The sequence below is a fragment of the Legionella bozemanae genome, assembly GCF_001648595.1.
GTDB classification, from domain to species: domain Bacteria; phylum Pseudomonadota; class Gammaproteobacteria; order Legionellales; family Legionellaceae; genus Legionella; species Legionella bozemanae.
Window position 1 is genome coordinate 1 of sequence record NZ_LBAW01000001.1, and the last position, 17,613, is coordinate 17,613.

A 17,613-nucleotide genomic window follows, 5' to 3' on the forward strand; every position below is an offset into this window, starting at 1 on the left:
AAATTGCGGAGATTTAAAAATGATATAAATCAGATATGGTAAGGGTTCTTAATATATTGCTGATTAGTCATATATTATTTGGTAAAAAAGATATCCACAGATAAGAGATAGAAAAAGAATTTAGACATGGATATGTTATACAAATAAAAAATAAAAAAACAGTCTTGACTCGCACTATTTTTACTTTTTATTTTGTCTCGATGCTTGGTTAAACTTTGTGCTTAAAAAATAACTCTTCTCGGAAAGAGTAGGAAGACTAAAAGTCATATGTATATAGAAATGCAACATTAGTTTACAAACATATATTAGATAAAGCCTTCACCAGCTGGAAAAGCAAACCGATGTTATCTATTAACCGAGATCGCATTGCCAAATATCACGAAAAACTAGGCCAGGTGAAGCCTATACCAATTTGGCCATGAGAATACTCCTTGCCTATTCAATTTTGCTGCTGGGCAGTATGAAGATAATAATGGTCATTTCACAGTACATGATTTGAGACGAACATTTATCACCATTGCAGAAAGTCTGGATATCCCTGCTTATGCGCTAAAGCGTTTAATGAACCATAAGATGAGTAATGATGTGACTGCGGGATACATTATTGTTGATGTTGAGCGGTTAAGAAAACCAATGCAGTTTGTTACCGATTATGTTTTGAAGGGTATGGGAGTGATTAAGTCTGCTGAAGTCATTACGATACAAACTGTAAATAAAGAACAGATATAAATGCAGTCCAAAGACTTTACAGTGTCTGGCAAATTATAAGTTTCAGTAAGTTCCATTTTGGAACTCACTGCGTACCCAATTCAACAAACTCCATTTAAGCCTTATCGAGATTTAAAAAATAACGAGTCGCTTTAAGTTCGCCAGTTCGTTTGATAATATTTTTTTTAACCAAGTCATTCAGATCTCTGGTTGTTGTAGCGATCGTCGCACCAGTAATACTCATATAATTTTTAGCACTTAAACCACCTACAAATCCATCAGGCCCAGCATGAAATAATCTTAATAAAGCCTTTTCTTGCCTTGGATTAATTTTCCCTTCCGCTTCCCTTAAAATAACAGATTTCTTAATAATAAAATCAATATACAAATAAGTGCTTTGTTGCGCTTCTAGGGCGATATTAGCAAACCATAAAAGCCAAGACGTTAGGTCTAAAGTTTTACTTGCTAAACCTAATTGCTGATAATATTCCTTTCTCTTTTTTAATAATATTTTTGCCAATACCGTCATTACTGGTTTTGAAAATCCTTGCGATAAAGCTTTTTCTGCTATAGCTCGCCCTATTCTTCCATTCCCATCTTCAAAAGGATGGATACTCTCAAACCACAAATGAGCTATTCCTGCTCGGGTTAATGTGGGTAAAGGAGCTGAACCAGTGAGAGAACTCCGTTCAAACCAATTAATAAATTGATCCATTTCGGCAGGAACACATTTTGAAGGAGGCGCTTCAAAATGGATTTTTCGATCATAATCAGGCCCAGAAACAATTTGCATTGCTTCTTCATGATTACGATATTGACCAATATGTTCGAAATGATGGCTATTACCCATTAAAAATTGATGCCATTCAAATAAAACCTGATGTGTTAGTGGACTAGAAATTGTTTGATATAAATTAACCATCATTTTGGCGATCCCACGCTCTGCCAAACTAGCTCTAGGAGCTTCTGTAGACAAGCCCAACTCTTTTTTTATAGAAGATTGAACACTATCCCTGTTTAAATGCTCCCCTTCAATTTCAGAACTATCCAAAGCATCAGTACACATTAAATCGATAAATAAATTTTGCTTACCTTCTTGAGATATGTGTTGCGAAGACCCAATAATAATACCCGCTCTCTCAGTAAAAGACTGTTCATAGACAACTAATTTATCTGAATCCCAAGTAAAATTAGGCCAATTCTCAAGCTGCCAATTCCATTTCATGATTAATAACCTCACGCTTTATTAATCAAAATATAGCATATTAGTGATTAATAAAATATAGTTTTATTAATCAACATTATTTTTAATAACAGTAGTTTCAGGCGCAATGTAGACACTTCAAAAGCTACTTTTTTCAGATTTTAAATTCTGATAAAGAACAATAACTCTATAACTCTCAGAGAATAGCATAATAAACCATTAGCAAAATTAAATAATTAACCAAGGTTATTAATCCAATTTTATTTGAACTATAAAATATCTGGGGCAAATATCTAGGAATAGATCAGTGTATTTTTATATGAAATTAAGGTTTTTATGATGTCGATAAAAAATATAAGCACTTCAATACAAAAATATTAATGAGCATAAAACCTAAATTATGTAAATCAGTAGAAGAGTATATTAAACAATTAAGTCTCTCCAATGGCACTTGGTGGGAAGATAATAACTGATCGCAGGTATTTCCATTCCTACTGAATATGATTCTTATCGAGCAATCTTTTCATTCGGATTAAAACGGATAAACCCATATATCCAGAACAAAAGCTCCACCCATTCGCTCCTCTTTTTAAGTTCATTTTCAAGATTAAAAGGAGTTTCCTTTTTCCTTCTTGCTAGACATTCTTCAAACCAATTAAATCCTGTGATGATCTTTCCTTGGATTAAGTATTCACCATTTGATAATTTTACATTTAATAACCCGCAAACTCCGTGACAAATTGCAGCTACCATTTTATCGCTTTCATATTGTTTTTTAATTATGTACTGTATTCGGATATCGTTTGGAAAATCACACATTGCGCCATGTCCGCCTGCTAAATAAACGCAGTCAAACTGTTGTTCAGAAACATCTTCAAGTGCTTTCGTATCTTTTAATAACTCTCTAAAAGAAGCATCTTTCCAATATTTTCTGGAGATTTTATCTAATATCATTAGCTTTAAACTTTCAGGATCAATGAGTGTATTCCCCCTTTGGGGCTTGCAATAGTTATTTCATAACTTCGTTTTTTGGCACTATCATAAATATGTGTCAGCTCACTTAACCATAATCCAGTTTCTAGGTTGCCACTTTCATACTTTGCAACACTCGTAACTATTACCAGAATTTTAATCATTTTTGCTCACTTTTAATCATCGTAATACCCTCTTGATAAGTTGTGATGTCAAACTCAGGGAATCTTTTTTTGAACTTATTGGAAATAAAAATGTTGTCACATTTATATCGAGGCAGTATCTCCTGTAATTCTTTCAGTTGTTTGTTAAAAAAACTGCCGAGTCTAAACATCCACATTTTTAGAACTGTGTAGTCAAATTTTTGTCCGTAGATTTCTGAAGCAATATTTATTAATTCTTTGTAGGTTAGTCTACTGTCATCACAAGGCAAATGCCAAGTTTGGTTATACGTATCAGGTGTATTTCCAATTAACGCCATTGCTCGACTTGCGTCTGGTGTCCAAATTAAGGTTCTTAATGTATTGTCTCTTAAAGGGACTTTTAGTTTTTTATGTTGTTTAATTTTGTCAAAAATTAAAGTATTCGTTAAACTTTGTTTTTTCCCAGGCCCATAGAATTCAGGGGCTCTGCAAATAACTGCATCAATGTTTTTGTTATCTATTTCTTTCAATAACATTTCAACTATTTGTGCTCTTACAATTGATTTCCGCCCAGCTGGAACAAAAGGACTTTCTTCTGTTTGTGGTTCGCTAGTTTTTGCGTACATATATGTATTGTCGAAAAATACTAACTTGCAATTATGCTTAGTACAGGCTTTAAGGATATTCTTCATTATGGTAGGAAATTGTTCTTCCCACACTTGCGAATTCATGGGCAATCCAACAGTTAAATAGGCAATTTCACTTCCTGCTACTGCTTTGTCTGTAGCTTGAGTATCCAATAAATTTGCTGGAAAAAGTTGGTCTGTTACATTGACTTTTTGGGATTTCGGCTTACTAATCTTATATCTGGCGTATAATTTTTACGCAGTTCTTTTGCTAACTCTTCCGCAATTTGTCCATTCGCTCCTAATATGGTTTGCCTATTTCCTGTTTTGTTTTTTAACTCCATGAATACATTCCTTTTCAAAATTTAGATGGTGCAAAAGCGTTTAGTCTTAGAGAGTATACGAAAAATACCATTTTGCGCCCTTATGGTAATTATTTAAATCAAAATTAATTAAACAGTTCTTTGAATTCATTTAACCTAATGAAATCGTCTCTCGAAACGAAATAATATGAGTTCACAAAAACGATGGGTTTGTAGACGTATTAAGTATTGTTCGGGAACTTCTCATTTTATCTTTATTGTAGTTTGCAAACTCTAAATAGAATCAAAGTTCGTTAATTTTGATTAAGACTTTATAAACTCATTATCGAGAGTACGTCCTTGCATTAACATCTTGTATTTAAGTGAACATTATGACGATTATATAATGTTTGATAACATGCATGTGAAAGATTTTATTTCGCACTTTATCAATATGTTTTTAATGAATTAAATGTTTTGCCAAGACTTCAATTTATCAAGGATTGTGAGAGTTTATGACTAAGCACAGCCCTCCGGTACGGCATGATTTGCCTCGCGCTCAAATTTTAGCAGAGCGAGCTTTTGCTTCAATTGAGCGCTTTCTACATATCGAAGCTGTTAAGTGGTATTGTCCTTCTTATCGCAGCAGCTATCGCATTGATATGGGCTAATTCTCCTTGGGCGGCGAGCTATAAAAATGTGTGGCACGCACCCTTTTCCATCGGGTTAGGAACATTTGAGTTTTCCTGGCCTCTACATTTTTGGATCAACGATGCTCTGATGACTTTTTTCTTTCTCGTTGTTGGGATGGAAATTCGTCGTGAAATCCATGAAGGAGCATTAAGTAATATCAGGCAGGCGATGCTTCCAATGATTGCTGCATTGGGTGGTGTTGTTGTACCTGCATTAATTTTTCTTGGATTCAATTCTCAACCGATTCTGCAAAATGGGTGGGCGGTACCGACAGCAACTGATATTGCATTTGCAGTCGGTGTGCTTGCATTGCTAGGTCGCTCTATCCCTGGAAATATTCGAATCTTCTTACTGACCCTGGCTATCATTGACGACATTGTTGCTGTGCTTATTATTGCACTGTTCTATTCGGGAGGTCTTAATTATGTAGGCTTTCTGATTGCCGGTTTGGGTATCCTATTGGTGCTGGGCTTTCAACGCATCGGCATAGGTTCAGCATTTGGTTATATTATTCCGGGAGCTATTATCTGGATTGGAATGTTGATGACTGGCGCTCATCCCACTTTGGCAGGAGTTGTGCTTGGCCTGATGACACCTACAGTGTCGGTACGTATGTCTGAGCGTCCTTTAGAGATATTGTCACGCATTGCTAACGAACTTACTGGTCAAGATATAAAAACGGAAGACAAACATAAGATGACGCGGTCGCTTCGAAAGCTTCAGCTAGCGCAGAGGGAATTATTACCCCCGGTTGTTCGAGTGCAAAGAGCTTTGCATCCGTGGGTTGCTTACGGAGTAATGCCGTTATTTGCGTTGGCAAATGCTGGTGTAAGCATGAGTAGTGGTGCTTTCTCTAGTAATAATGAGCTAAGAATTATCATTGGTGTTGCTATAGCCTTGGTGATCGGAAAGCCTCTTGGGATTGTGGGTATGGGCTGGGCTTCCGTGCGGATGAGATGGTGTAAATTGCCGCCTGATGTGACTTGGAAGGGCATCGCGTTGGTAGGTCTTCTCGCGGGTATCGGGTTTACTATGTCTATTTTCATTGCAATGTTGGCTTTTGATGATGAGAAATTGCTGAATGCGGCTAAACTGGGTGTTTTGATTGGGTCGTTTACTGCTGCTGTATTAGGATTAACTTGGGGTAAAATCTATATCAACAGACACAGTTTATGATCATTCAACTCTTTGTCTCTCAAAATCGAGGTTAATTACGGACAAATTCAACGATACATCTCCTGTCGTTAATATCTATATAAAACGATTTAATAACTTTATTATCAATTATATTGTATTTTGTGGATTAAATTAGATCATCTTTTACAACAGGCCGGTACCTTATCTATCTCAAAGTAGGCATTTTAAATAGAAACAACCCTTTATTCACCGTTACAGTAATATGAAAAAAGCAGAATGTTTGAGATAAATGAGATTTATTTGGGTAATTATTGTTCGTTTTATAGGTGTCTATTAAAATCCATAGATTGATGCAATACCCGAATAACAGCGATGCCATAATCTGTAGTTTTGAAAAAAATAATATGAGAACCAATATTAAATGCGCGTAAATCTGGTCGAATATAATCACACTTTCGAGCAATTAAGGGATCATCTGCGAGGCGCTGAAAGCTTGAGTCAATTGCCAAAATATAATCCTCTGTTCTTTTGATGCCAAACTCATGTGTGCTATATGAATAGATGGACTCAAGATCCTCTATTGCTTTTGGATAAAGACGATATGTTTTATCTGGCATGGGATTTTTTCTTCATTCGCTTAAGAAAATCATGTGCATCCCATGTTAGAGGATCACCACTAGCCTCTCCTTCATCTATAAGATGACGCAGTTGCTCAAGTTTTGATTCAGCTTGCTTTTCACGAAGTAAACGCAATGATTCTCTTAATACCTCGCTATTACTTCTATAATCTCCTGAATCTACGAGTGATTCCACGTAATGACGAAGTTCATTACCCAAATCAACAGTCATAGTGCGGGCCATAGCTACCTCTACAATGTAAGAATTTATCTTACATATAAGTATATAAGACATTGTCTTACATTTCAAATTATGTGTTTTTTAATAAAATACTTTACTCTTAAAAACGAGCGTTTTTTGATACATTGGAGATCTATCAATAAAGCGTGCCTTTTGACAAAGTTGCAATTAACCAGGCTTTGCTGCTTTAGTTATCTTCCATTCCTATAGTGCGATTGATAAGCATAGCGGCCATTATTATTTTCCATGGCTTCTCCTATGAGCTCAATTATAACCCTTAAAAAGAAAGCGGCTAATGCAATAGCTAACCCGGTTATAGCGTGATTATTATCTTGAGAACAAAACGATACTGTAAAGATGAGCATGCCTGACAGCATAGCGATAAGTACCGCATTATTTAGTTTTTCATCATGATTCAATCTATAAAAAATACTGTGCTGGTTGTTGCTTAATTGTGCTAATTGTTCTATATGGTCGGATTGTTCTAATTGTGCAGGTTCTGGTTGTTCCAGCTCCAATTGTTCCGTTTGTCCTGATTCATTAATTATTGCATCTAGAGGAGTAACGATGTGGGTGTTTATTGTTTTAAATTTTGTTCTATATTTGCTCATAATACAACAATCCAAATAAAGGAATAATAGAGTAACAAACATCTTATAAAGAAGTTCCTACTTTAGTATTTTTATTTTCAACATTAAAAGAAGAACAATGTTTCAATTGATCCCTTTGAAAGCCACTGTTCATTTCCAATACAAATAAATTCCAGTTGATTTCTTACAAACTGTTTAGCTCGGTTGGTTTGAGATTTTCTTTCTTAAGAAAGGTTAGACCCGCGGTATGGCTATACTCAATAAATTCTGTCTTACCTTCAATAACTTGATGTCCTCTTTCAAGCAGAATATCTTCAATACTACGGTCTTTGCTTAGGCTCAATGATCAATTTAAGCTCGTTATATATGTTAACTTGCGAGGTAATAAAAGCAAAATTAAACATTTGTATATGTGCTATACAATTTATTTATGAGCTTAGTATTAAAGCGTGTAATTTTTTGTGTTTTAATAAGATGCAGTAAAAGCGATGTTTGTAATATTGTTTTATGGCTTGATGTAACAAAATGGCCTTACACGGGATCTTTTGATTTCGCTTCCTTGCGTCAATGCTGCTAACTTACACTTTTAGATTGAGGCTGTGAAGCATAATCTTGTACTGAGTTATTGTCCTTAGGCTGTTCAGCAAACATAGTACTTTTTACTATTGCTGGTTGCACAAAGGTTTCTAATGTTTCCTGTAACTCTTTTTGGCTGACGGTCTGATAGGTCTAAGGGTAATTCAGTAGAAAATCGAGTTTTATTAGCATCACGATTACCCACCATAAAATTGATCCAAGGGCATTATAAATTTCTAGGCGCATTATAAAACCATTCCTGATTATTTTCTCTTTTTATACTATCTTCCATAATATTATCTAATTGCACCGCTAATTTTAAGTATTCCGCAGCAAATTTTTCCATTTCAACGTAAGCTTGTTCTGCTGGTTTTAAAGAATCATTGTAGATGTCTTTGAGTGATCTATTTTTCACATTCAACTGGGTTGATAATTGGCTAAATTTATCATTTGCCTCAGCAAGCAGTTTTTCAACTCTTATCATTTGAACATCAAGATTATAAGACGTACTTGCTTTTGCTGCGGCAATTTTTTGCTGCACATCCGCCTTTAAAGGATCATATTGCTCCTCCGTTTGTGGATGATTTTTTTCTTTCAGCTTCTCAACAGTATCATTAATTTGTTTTAACATATCGTGTAATTTGTTCATCATGACACCACATGAATTAACATTTGCAATTAATAGTGATTCTAATTGGTCTTTATCCATATTCTCTGGAAAATAGGTTGCATGAAATTCTTCTTTATCTATTATGTGAGCCATTGTTTCTTTTAATTTTGAAAGTAGGTTTTGATCTGTTCTACCTGTGTAGATAATCTCTGTAAATCATTTGGTACGGTTTCCAAATAATATTTAATTGCTTTCTCTTTTTGGATTTGTCGTAGCTGCATTCTCTGAGATTCTGATTGTGAAAACAGACCAGGTCTTTGCTCTTTTTTCTCAATAGACTGTTCTTGTTTCTTCTCGTTCGGAAATTGACGCCATTTCTCAATTAAACTATCTAGATACTCATCAGTTAAAACAGGCTCATCGAATTCTGTCGCAAAATTCATCTGTATCTCTAATAACTTAGCTAAACTCTCGTAGGGCTCATCTTTATCTTTTAAACATTTTTATCTAAATTCATATCTTTAAGAGTAACACGAAAATCATTTATCAGTTGTATTAAATGATCTACTGCCTTGACATTACTCATGTTAGTTCTCTGAATTAAATTTCGGCAAATCATTGTTTTGATTTCGACTGAAGCTCCAGGCGATTGAAGCAAAAACTCCAGTTCTTTAGTGTCCAATAGTTCGATTAAAGGCTGATAAATTTTTGCGATCATTAAATGTTGTTCTTTGATATCTGCTTGGTACCATAATGTATCAGCTTGCATCGCTAAATTTTGAAGTACCTTCTTTTTTTCTTCATTTGTGAGCTTCAATCCATCCAAAAGTTTGCATTTAATTTCCAGCGATATATTTTTTGCATTGAAAAACAAATCCGCCCATTGTGTTGATTGAGAATTTCTGATCTGATTCATAATCTCTTGGCATAATTGATCCAATTTGGCTGATTCGGCTATAAATTCAGAGCTAACTTGGCTGAATTCATTTCCATAAACTTCTTTCATTTTGTCGAGGAAAACATCACGGAAGATACTCGCTGCCTCTAAAATTTTAATGCATTCAACAATATTCATATTTTTTTCTTTGTTGGTCAATAAATTCATCGTTGCCAACATTGGAGTTAGAATATATGCTAAATGCATACTCATATTACCACCTGAAAAATAAAATTTATTAAATGCAAAAACTGCTTTAGCAAAAAATTCTTTTGCTTTATCATAATCCCAGTCACTCATATTTTCTTGAGAAAGCAAATAACGGGCTATTTCGAGATTACCGTATACAGAAAGAAGCTTTTTATCTTTATCACTATGTTCTTTATAAAATGGTGGGGAATAATCAGAAGAGATAGAAAAATGGCCGTTAAAAATCGTTTCAAATCCGCTGTGATTATATTGTTTTAACCAGGTTTCTCTAAGTTTCAGATTTATAGTATCTTCGTCTTCGCTATAAGGATCATCTATTTGTGGTGTCACTATTGCTCGATCATTTTCCCCAATAGACTTATATTTTCAAGTTTAAATTCATATTTTTTTTACCTGAGCATTGGATAGACAATATATAGCGAGCCGGATTATTGGGATCAGTACTTACAGTTTTTTTGATCCGTATGTTCCTAACCTCATTGATGATTTTTTTTAATTCATTTAAAGTTTCTTCATCTGATATTATTTGATACTTTTTCAAATAGATTATCAACCTAGAGCGGCTAAAATCTGCTTTAACATCACAACTATCTCTATACACACTAAGTGTATAGAAATCTCCAAGGAGTACCGCTTCAAATAAAAAATTCGCTCTTAAAACTAGATCGTCTTTACTATCAAATGATTTGCTAACATCTGCTAATAATTTACCCGGATCTGCTTTGTAATTTCTCGAATAGTTGAGCTGATGACATGTATCCTGACTTTGAATTCACCGTATTTTTAATAAAATCAACTTCAAAAAATTTATTGGCTGGTGATGAGCTTGCTTCTTTAGTTTTTCTTTCTTCTCGTTTAATGTACATAGTTCAGCTCCTGTTTGTTATTGACAATAATATAATTATAACGTTTTGAATAAAAAACAACCAAAAATAGTCGCGCATACCTCATATGTCCAATAAACTCCTTTAGGGATATTTGGTAAATCCTCATATCAACTAGTCCCTGCATGCCTTTTGTCACCTAACATCATTGGCTTCTATTCCTACACAATGCATTTATAATTTGCTATAATTAGATAAATTAGCATAAATGAGGAGCATCATCATGTCATTCAGTAAGGATAAAGGCATAAGAAGAAAACTTCCAACGCAAATATTGGCTGAAAGAGCAGAGAAAGAAAGATTGCGAGAGGAATCAAAAAAAGAAGTAAAAGAGGATGTGCAGATCGAAAGTTTTCGCTTTATGCAACAAGATATAAACAAACAGTTTTCAGCTCTTATTGCTATTGCAAAAACATTGCCTGACGCAATAGCAAAAAGGAATATTTATGTTTTCAGCCCAATAAGATCTGAGGCTTATATAGGTCAGTTTGATGATATAGGTGAGTTAGGTATTCATGATTTAGATAATCCTAAACAAGGAGGCCTGGCTATTGTTGTGAATAATAAAGCTGGAAAATTAGGTGAAGAATTAAAAAAAGCTGGATTTAAGGAATATGCTAAAGATTGGTCAGCGGAAGATAAAGGACTTTCGGTTTATCTTATTTCACCCTGGGAAAAAGGCGGACCTAACTTAGAGCAAATTAAAAGTTCTATACAGGAGTTGTCCAATACCTTAGAACAAAAGGCAAAACATACTCCATAATAATTTTTTAGTTGAGGTATCTTTAATTGAAATAGTTTCGGCTTAATCTGACAAATCATTCATCACAATGCACTACTTCGTGCTGCGTTGTGTCTTTTTATTGAAATAATTTTTTTGACAATATAAATATCTTAATGATTTTGAGTGGTACAAGTGGAACTAAGGGGACAACTTGATTTTACTGAGCTATCAGCGTACCACATTCAAAATTTGCGATGGTACTAGTGGGACATTATTTAGGGCATATCTATACTTTTATCAAACTCGTAACAATCTCATTGAGTGATTTCATGGATTCTCCCCAGCTGGCTGGATTTTTATTGTATACTAAAGGACCAATAAAATTTTGATATCTCACTTTGAACTTCTGCTGTTCTTGAATTCGTTCAAAACCATATAAGAGCTCTTTATAAGGATCATCTCTAAATTGAGGGTGCTGGTTACCAAACTCTTTAATATCTATTTCAATGACTTCCTTGACTAATTTACTTATTTTGTCCTTATCTGCATTAGATTGATTTATGAGATGGAGATCGTAAATATGTCGAACCAATGTTTCATCTTCCTTTCTTGAAGGACTTCTTTCATAAGCCGCGGTTCTTCTGAGTAAAGCCACCAGTTTTTCACTGGCTGTAATGACATTGAGGAATTTCTGGAGGTAATCTGAGTGTTTGTGAATACATTGAAGAAATGGGTGCTGTAATAGTTGCATCCAGAAGGGGTGATTCCGTTATTTCCAACTGGATCTCAGGACGAATAGCACTTATGGTAGGGTGAAAACGAGGATATTTTATATAACATTGTAAATATTTGCCCTCATCACGCTTTCTGTCCTCACTCAACTCAAGTATTGTCTGTGCATCTAACAATGCATAAAGTTTTTGATGAAAATAACCACGTAATTTCCGTTGCTGACTTCTCGTTTCCTTTTGAACATCCGAGGATGGTATTAATTTGATATCCACATCTTCAGACATACGAAATGTGTCTATGTGAGCCTTGGATAAGCAAGTCCCTCCTGCAAAAACGATTGAATATTCAGGGTCATTGATTGAATAAAGCAACTTTAGTAATTGAATAGCATAGTAGTCTTTTTCTACGAGAACTGGTTCTTCTATACCAAGAGCATCGGCAACATCTGCAAAAATCGTAGGGTCTATTTCTTCCATTAAGAGCAAACAACCTTTAGGGTAAATTTATCTGTGCCAATTTTACGGTTAAACCTGCTTTTTACAACAACCTCAGCATTTGCGGGTATTTGTGTAGAGTTCGTCAAATAAGATTTCGTTGCATCGGAATATTGCCATTTTACACCAAGTCTTGTTAATGCTTCTTTAGAGATAGCTGTAAAACCGCCCTCAGCAGCAAGCATGGGTTTGCCAGTAATTCTATTTATTCTGGCTTTTGCATACAAACCATAACCTATTTTGAGCAACTTTCCTTCTCTGGATAATTCTTTTAATGCCCTGCCAACTTGATCATAATCACTTAATTTTCCAAAATCAGAGCGTAAAAAAACCTGCCGTTTAGATCGACCTATCTTTTTCTCAATTCTACTTCTAAGTGATACACGTGACATGGCTCTATTTCCGATAATTTCTTACAACACAAGTATAGCAAAAATACGACACTTTATCTGATATGAAATTTCTGTATATAGCTCTTTCTGATTGAACAAAAGTTTAGGTAACATGTGGTACAAGTGGGACATTAGGGTTGTTTTTGGTTTAAATAGTTACAATTTCTTTGAATTTGTTTTCAATTGTTGACTTTAATTTTTAAACCACGTAATAATCTATTCGTTGTTTTAAATAGCTTTATGAAAATGGGTATAAAGCTATATGGATTTTTGGATAGAAAGTACCAGTGTTACTGGAATTTTCAAATTGGATTTATGGAAAAAGCCTCTTTGGCGGCATTTTATTGCCGATTGAAAATTCTTTTAATGACGAGGTATTACTATGTCTAGAAAAAATGTATCGCGCTTACAACTTATCAATGAATTTGAATCAGCTCCAGACTTTACCCTTTTTAATCAAAATACACTTGCCGCAGTTTTAGATTGCTCAGTTCAATTATTAGAGCGAAACCGTTGGGCTGGTCAGGGTGTACCCTATATTAAAATTGGCCGTACCGTTCGATATCGCAAATTAGATATTCTTAATTATCTTCAACAGCAATGCACTTATAACGTCCTTAAAGAGGCTGTTTAGCAATTTCTTTACTTAAGTCTTGTTTGATTGATTGGAAGATGGTGGAACACCTTCCTGTGAACGTTGTTGGAGAAAAAGAAAATGAATTCGAATCCAATATATCATGTTGATTTTAAACAGTCTAAACGCATTAAATCCTTTCCATATGCAGGTGGATTATTTCAATTAACCTCGGATGGGGTAATTTTTGTTGGAAAGGATAAAGACAATAATGAGCTACCTCCCCGATGGATTTGCTCCTCTTTGTATGTAGTAGCTAAAACTCGTGATGCTCTAAGTGGTGAATGGGATCGCTCGAATGGGTGGATGATGATGGAGTGAAACATCAATGGGCTATGCCTTTGGCTTTATTACAAGGGGATTCTAGCGATGTAAGGCGAGAGCTTGCACGATTGGGGTTGACTATTTCGCCCAGTAAAACTGCTCGTGATTTGTTAGCGTCTTACATTCAAGAGCGTGCTCGTTGTGTCGATAAACTTGGATGGTATGAAGATGTTTTTGTTACCGCGAATGAAGCTATTGGGCAATCTAGTGACAAAATCGTTTTTCAAAATGCGAATAGTCTTGAACCTGCTTTATCTGTTGCTGGTACTGTTGAGGAATGGAGATATTCTATTGCCCGTTTGGCAGATGGTAACTCCAGATTGGTCTTTGCAATATCTGCTGCCTTTGCACCGAGTCTTGCCAAGCTAATTGGAGAAGATTCCGGAGGGTTTCATTTTAGAGGTGCTTCTTCCTCTGGTAAAACAACCGCTTTAAAGGTTGCAGCTTCTGTTTGGGGTAAACCGAACAATTATATTCGTCTGTGGCGAAGCACTGCGAACGGCTTAGAAGGATTGGCTGCGCTCCATAATGATGGGTTATTAATCCTAGATGAACTGAGCCAAATGGATCCTAAAGAGGCCGGTGAGTGTGCTTACCTGCTTGCCAATGGTCAAGGCAAAACACGAGCCTCTCGTTGTGGTACCGCAAGACAATCCATGCGTTGGTCATTGCTATTTTTATCGGCAGGCGAAGAATCTTTAACTTCGTTAATGGCAAAAGCATGGCAGCGATGTAATGCAGGTCAAGAAATTCGTTTAGCAGATATTGAAGCGGATGCTGGTGCTCAGATGGGATTATTTGAACAGTTACATGATCATATAAACCCAGCATCTATGTCGCTTGCATTAAAAGAAGCAGCAAGCAAATATCATGGAGCAGTTGGAATTACATGGCTCCATAAAATTGTTAATCATCGCACTGAATTAATCCCTGTACTCGCCAATAAAATCCAGCAATTTGTAGCAAAGGTCACTAAGCCAGAACACTCAGGTCAAATTCAACGAGTAGCCAGACGTTTTGCTTTAGTTGCCATGGCTGGAGAAATAGCAAGTCATTTTGGATTAACCGGTTGGAAACGGGGCACAGCATGCCAAGCAGTGGAAAAGTGTTTTAACGCTTGGCTAGAGAATTTTGGAGAGCATGGTAACCGAGAAGCTCGAGCCATACTATCGCAAGTTCGTGCATTCTTTGAAAAAGAAGGGGCAAGTCGGTTTGAAAGCGAAAATCATCCGAATAGTGAACGCCTTTATAACCGAGCAGGATTTTTTCGCACGGATAGCGAAGGTTTTCGTATTTTTATGGTTTTATCTGAAGTTTATAGGAAGGAGATTTGCCATGGGTTTGAACCTAAAATGGTAAATAAAGCTCTTATTAACGCTGGCTGGATAGTCCCCGGTAATGACGGGCAAAGCTTCTCAAAAACGAAGAATTAAAGGGGTTGGTATTCCTAGGTGTTATGTTTTTACCGAGAAAGTTTGGTCTGACGAGTATTAATTGTTCCACTAGTTCCACTGTCGATTTTGATAGTGGAACATCTGAAGTCCAGTAACTACAAGGGTGTTCCACTTGTCCCAGTAGTTCCACGTATTTTTTAGATGAAGGTAAAAATCTATTGGGTTGTATCGGCTTTAATAAAGATGATTTCCCTATTACAACTTTCTATGTGCCGGTCTATACAACTTCGTCTAATACGGCTTGCTAAGAGAATCTTAATTTTTTGCTTGACGGGATACTAAGGAATTCTTACCATCCCGCTTCTGTGGTTAATATATAATCATCATGTTAATTTGTTATCGTCCGACAAGTAATTTTATTTTACTTTAAAACAACAATAAGAATTCGGCTCTGTAACTCATGTTTTTATAATAAGGCTATCATGAAAGCAAAATTTTTATTGTTAGGATTCTGTTGTTTTTCTTTATTACCTAAATCTGAAAGTTACGCAAAACGCGCCGCCTACTCATATTCTTATAAAACTCCAAGATACGGTTCTTCTTATGGAAAAACACACACTGTTAGACCTTATATAAAAAGAGATGGAACCTTTGTTAAAAGGCATCGAGCTGGAAACCCTAAAGCCGGTGTTCACTGCCACAATAATGTTTGTTACTAACACTATAGTGGATGGTTCTATGTTTTTAGACAAAAAAATAATTTTGATGGTTCTTTGTATTATTATTGTCAAACCAACTTATTCTGCAGGAATATATACAGGCAAAGACTTTATTTTAGCATGCGCAGATCAAAATTACACTCAAAATCAAGACGTCTGTAATACAGCTATAACTTAAGCATTCGCAAGCTATCTGGTATCCCTTGAATTATTTTCCGGAGAGAAGTTCGCCAAGTGTTATAGAAATCATTACCCATTCTTAGAAAAGAAATCCGTTAAGGATGGAGTTCTATTTTTATCTGAGCAATACAATGAGAATCCGGAATTAACTCCACATCTATTGGGTTTTGGATTTTCCGTTGTAATGTATTCGAAATACCCAATCCCAAGAAAGTGCATTAAATTCAAACAATAAGGTGTATTAATATGAAAATTTTAAAAATGTTATCTCTTTTAATGGGAGTAATTTTAGCAGTATCACAACTACAGGGGTGTGCTGTAGCCGCGATCGGTGCTGGCATTGGCGCTGTTAAGTATGCAAATGCAAAAAAGGCAGAGGCAAAAGAAGGTTGCCATAAAAATTATAATGAATATTTGAAGGTTGCAAAGAAACCAATACCTCTTTCTGAATACTGTTCTGAAAAATAACAGTAAAGAATCAATTAAATGGATGTTTAAACAATAGACAGGAAACTTTTAACTATAACCATGGTGAGACTAGAGTGTTATAAGGTATTTGAGTGGGTAAAGGATTAATCACTGGTGAACTATATGGAGATTCTACAATTAACTGAGAGGTAAATGAATAAATGAAAAAAGCAATAGCAGTATCAATGTTAGCAATGACCATGAATTGTCATGCTTTTAACTTAATTTCAGACACAGATGCAAATAGATTTAAAAATATGTCTAGTAATAGCATTAAACCAGATCAATTCAATAAATTGATGGCATTTTGCGATAAGTCTGATTCAAATATAGAATCATGTCTAGAGAAAATAAAAGCCAAATCATCAGATAATAAATCAATGCAAGCTAATGTGACCAATGGCCTGTGTTGTTGGAATGTATCGAATCAATATGGTGATTATATGTATTATCAAGGAAAAGAGTATTGTATTCCTGCATGTCACTAATATAAATATGAAAAAGGCGGCTAAAGTCGCCTTTCTATTAATGCTCAAATTATTTTGTCACTTGGTTATTAAAGACATTCCTTTCAGGCCGAACTCTGAAAAAAAAGAAAAATGAATCGGTTTATTTTTATCAAACTTCGACACATATTCGACACGCCACAAAATTTAAAATATAGGCTCTACCCCAAATAAGGGGGCACTTTAATCAAGTTAGTCTAGACTAACTAATTGATTTTACTATGCCGCTGCGCAGAATCGAACTGCGGACCTTCTGATTACGAATCAACTGCTCTACCGACTGAGCTACAGCGGCGCATGAGAAAGTATACTTAAGTTAAATGATGATGCAACTGCTTGTGATTATTAATAAATCTCAGAAACAAAAAAGGATAACTAATTTTTTTATAGAAAAATCAATCATTATAATCTTTTTTATTGATTTAATCTCTAAATTACGTCATAACCTGAGGTTTTCCTTGTAATAATTTTCACTAAATTAGTAAAAAAAAGTTCAATTAGATAAAAAATGATTTATAATGTCCTGCTGGTCAATTTTTTATACTAGTTTTTAAAAAAAATTAGTATAAATAGGAAAAATTTAGTTTTAAATTATT

20 protein-coding genes, 1 tRNA gene and 4 pseudogenes are annotated in these 17,613 nt (G+C 35.0%); 10 read left to right on the plus strand and 15 right to left on the minus strand.

Annotation, left to right across the window (positions count from 1 at the left end):
• Window positions 1–293: 293 nt before the first annotated feature.
• Window positions 294–729 (plus strand): annotated as a pseudogene (locus A8O27_RS19245) (hypothetical protein); the annotation flags it as partial.
• A gap of 94 nt (window positions 730–823) precedes the next feature.
• Here A8O27_RS19245 and A8O27_RS00920 read toward each other — a convergent pair.
• Window positions 824–1,933 (minus strand): Fic family protein, encoded by a 1,110-nt coding sequence (locus A8O27_RS00920; RefSeq protein WP_058460477.1) that lies wholly within the window; start codon window positions 1,931–1,933, stop codon window positions 824–826.
• Window positions 1,934–2,381: 448 nt separating this feature from the next.
• On the opposite strand from A8O27_RS00920, the pseudogene A8O27_RS19250 reads away from it, so the two are divergent.
• Window positions 2,382–2,516 (plus strand): annotated as a pseudogene (locus A8O27_RS19250) (flagellar biosynthesis protein FlgJ); the annotation flags it as partial.
• Between the two features lie 98 nt (window positions 2,517–2,614).
• Here A8O27_RS19250 and A8O27_RS19255 read toward each other — a convergent pair.
• The 3 genes and pseudogenes from A8O27_RS19255 to A8O27_RS19120 form a co-directional block, all read right to left on the minus strand.
• A pseudogene (locus tag A8O27_RS19255) lies at window positions 2,615–2,866 on the minus strand (DJ-1/PfpI family protein); the annotation flags it as partial.
• Window positions 2,867–3,044: 178 nt separating this feature from the next.
• A complete protein-coding gene (locus A8O27_RS00930; protein ID WP_328585585.1) occupies window positions 3,045–3,887 on the minus strand; it encodes an NAD-dependent epimerase/dehydratase family protein in 843 nt (280 codons plus the stop codon).
• A complete protein-coding gene (locus tag A8O27_RS19120; protein ID WP_202972301.1) occupies window positions 3,854–3,997 on the minus strand; it encodes a hypothetical protein in 144 nt (47 codons plus the stop codon). Before A8O27_RS19120 ends, A8O27_RS00930 begins: the two co-directional genes overlap by 34 nt.
• Before the next feature lie 473 nt (window positions 3,998–4,470).
• Between A8O27_RS19120 and A8O27_RS19260 the strand changes: the two genes are divergently transcribed.
• A complete protein-coding gene (locus A8O27_RS19260; RefSeq protein ID WP_235810557.1) occupies window positions 4,471–4,626 on the plus strand; it encodes a hypothetical protein in 156 nt (51 codons plus the stop codon).
• Window positions 4,613–5,824, plus strand: coding sequence for a Na+/H+ antiporter NhaA (nhaA, locus tag A8O27_RS00935; protein WP_235810556.1), 1,212 nt, complete (start codon window positions 4,613–4,615; stop codon window positions 5,822–5,824). Before A8O27_RS19260 ends, nhaA begins: the two co-directional genes overlap by 14 nt.
• A 281-nt stretch (window positions 5,825–6,105) precedes the next feature.
• Here nhaA and A8O27_RS00940 read toward each other — a convergent pair whose 3' ends face one another.
• The 7 genes from A8O27_RS00940 to A8O27_RS18665 all read right to left on the minus strand — a co-directional run bounded on the left by A8O27_RS00940 (window position 6,106) and on the right by A8O27_RS18665 (window position 10,432).
• The gene (locus tag A8O27_RS00940; RefSeq protein ID WP_058460475.1) at window positions 6,106–6,402 is read right to left on the minus strand and encodes a type II toxin-antitoxin system RelE/ParE family toxin; all 297 of its coding nucleotides are present in this window, start codon (window positions 6,400–6,402) and stop codon (window positions 6,106–6,108) included.
• On the minus strand, window positions 6,392–6,634 hold the full coding sequence (locus tag A8O27_RS00945) for a type II toxin-antitoxin system ParD family antitoxin (protein WP_259293075.1): 243 nt from the start codon (window positions 6,632–6,634) through the stop codon (window positions 6,392–6,394). The genes A8O27_RS00940 and A8O27_RS00945 overlap by 11 nt, the downstream gene beginning before the upstream one ends.
• 200 nt (window positions 6,635–6,834) lie before the next feature.
• A complete protein-coding gene (locus tag A8O27_RS00950) occupies window positions 6,835–7,254 on the minus strand; it encodes a hypothetical protein (protein WP_058460473.1) in 420 nt (139 codons plus the stop codon).
• Window positions 7,255–8,035: 781 nt separating this feature from the next.
• Window positions 8,036–8,518: a hypothetical protein gene (locus A8O27_RS00955; RefSeq protein WP_131744456.1), complete on the minus strand. Its 483-nt coding sequence runs from the start codon at window positions 8,516–8,518 to the stop codon at window positions 8,036–8,038.
• 62 nt (window positions 8,519–8,580) lie between these two features.
• On the minus strand, window positions 8,581–8,862 hold the full coding sequence (locus A8O27_RS00960) for a hypothetical protein (protein ID WP_058460471.1): 282 nt from the start codon (window positions 8,860–8,862) through the stop codon (window positions 8,581–8,583).
• A gap of 50 nt (window positions 8,863–8,912) precedes the next feature.
• A complete protein-coding gene (locus tag A8O27_RS00965) occupies window positions 8,913–9,896 on the minus strand; it encodes a hypothetical protein (RefSeq protein WP_058460470.1) in 984 nt (327 codons plus the stop codon).
• A 377-nt stretch (window positions 9,897–10,273) separates the two neighbouring features.
• Entirely contained in the window at window positions 10,274–10,432 is a 159-nt protein-coding gene (locus A8O27_RS18665; RefSeq protein ID WP_154669227.1) for a hypothetical protein, read from the minus strand.
• 241 nt (window positions 10,433–10,673) lie between these two features.
• On the opposite strand from A8O27_RS18665, the gene A8O27_RS00970 reads away from it, so the two are divergent.
• Entirely contained in the window at window positions 10,674–11,213 is a 540-nt protein-coding gene (locus tag A8O27_RS00970) for a hypothetical protein (protein WP_058460469.1), read from the plus strand.
• A gap of 247 nt (window positions 11,214–11,460) precedes the next feature.
• On the opposite strand, the gene A8O27_RS00975 is transcribed toward A8O27_RS00970, so the two are convergent.
• The 3 genes from A8O27_RS00975 to A8O27_RS00985 are packed head-to-tail and all read right to left on the minus strand — an operon-like array spanning window position 11,461 to window position 12,792.
• Window positions 11,461–11,829, minus strand: a complete 369-nt coding sequence (locus tag A8O27_RS00975; protein ID WP_058460468.1) for a nucleotidyl transferase AbiEii/AbiGii toxin family protein — start codon at window positions 11,827–11,829, stop codon at window positions 11,461–11,463.
• A gap of 7 nt (window positions 11,830–11,836) precedes the next feature.
• Complete coding sequence (locus A8O27_RS00980; RefSeq protein WP_058460467.1) at window positions 11,837–12,382, minus strand: nucleotidyl transferase AbiEii/AbiGii toxin family protein; 546 nt, start codon at window positions 12,380–12,382, stop codon at window positions 11,837–11,839.
• A complete protein-coding gene (locus A8O27_RS00985; protein ID WP_058460466.1) occupies window positions 12,382–12,792 on the minus strand; it encodes a DUF6088 family protein in 411 nt (136 codons plus the stop codon). The genes A8O27_RS00980 and A8O27_RS00985 overlap by 1 nt, the downstream gene beginning before the upstream one ends.
• 382 nt (window positions 12,793–13,174) lie before the next feature.
• Between A8O27_RS00985 and A8O27_RS00990 the strand changes: the two genes are divergently transcribed.
• The 5 genes and pseudogenes from A8O27_RS00990 (at window position 13,175) to A8O27_RS01010 (ending at window position 16,999) form a co-directional block, all read left to right on the plus strand.
• On the plus strand, window positions 13,175–13,426 hold the full coding sequence (locus A8O27_RS00990; protein WP_058460465.1) for a helix-turn-helix domain-containing protein: 252 nt from the start codon (window positions 13,175–13,177) through the stop codon (window positions 13,424–13,426).
• An 81-nt stretch (window positions 13,427–13,507) separates the two neighbouring features.
• Window positions 13,508–15,244 (plus strand): annotated as a pseudogene (locus tag A8O27_RS00995) (DUF927 domain-containing protein).
• Between the two features lie 542 nt (window positions 15,245–15,786).
• Window positions 15,787–16,041: a hypothetical protein gene (locus tag A8O27_RS01000; RefSeq protein ID WP_058460464.1), complete on the plus strand. Its 255-nt coding sequence runs from the start codon at window positions 15,787–15,789 to the stop codon at window positions 16,039–16,041.
• Between the two features lie 248 nt (window positions 16,042–16,289).
• Window positions 16,290–16,511 (plus strand): hypothetical protein, encoded by a 222-nt coding sequence (locus A8O27_RS01005; RefSeq protein WP_058460463.1) that lies wholly within the window; start codon window positions 16,290–16,292, stop codon window positions 16,509–16,511.
• A 161-nt stretch (window positions 16,512–16,672) separates the two neighbouring features.
• Complete coding sequence (locus A8O27_RS01010) at window positions 16,673–16,999, plus strand: hypothetical protein (RefSeq protein WP_058460462.1); 327 nt, start codon at window positions 16,673–16,675, stop codon at window positions 16,997–16,999.
• Window positions 17,000–17,239: 240 nt separating this feature from the next.
• Here the strand turns inward: A8O27_RS01010 and A8O27_RS01015 are convergent.
• A tRNA-Thr gene (locus A8O27_RS01015) sits at window positions 17,240–17,312 on the minus strand.
• Between the last annotated feature and the right edge of the window lie 301 nt (window positions 17,313–17,613).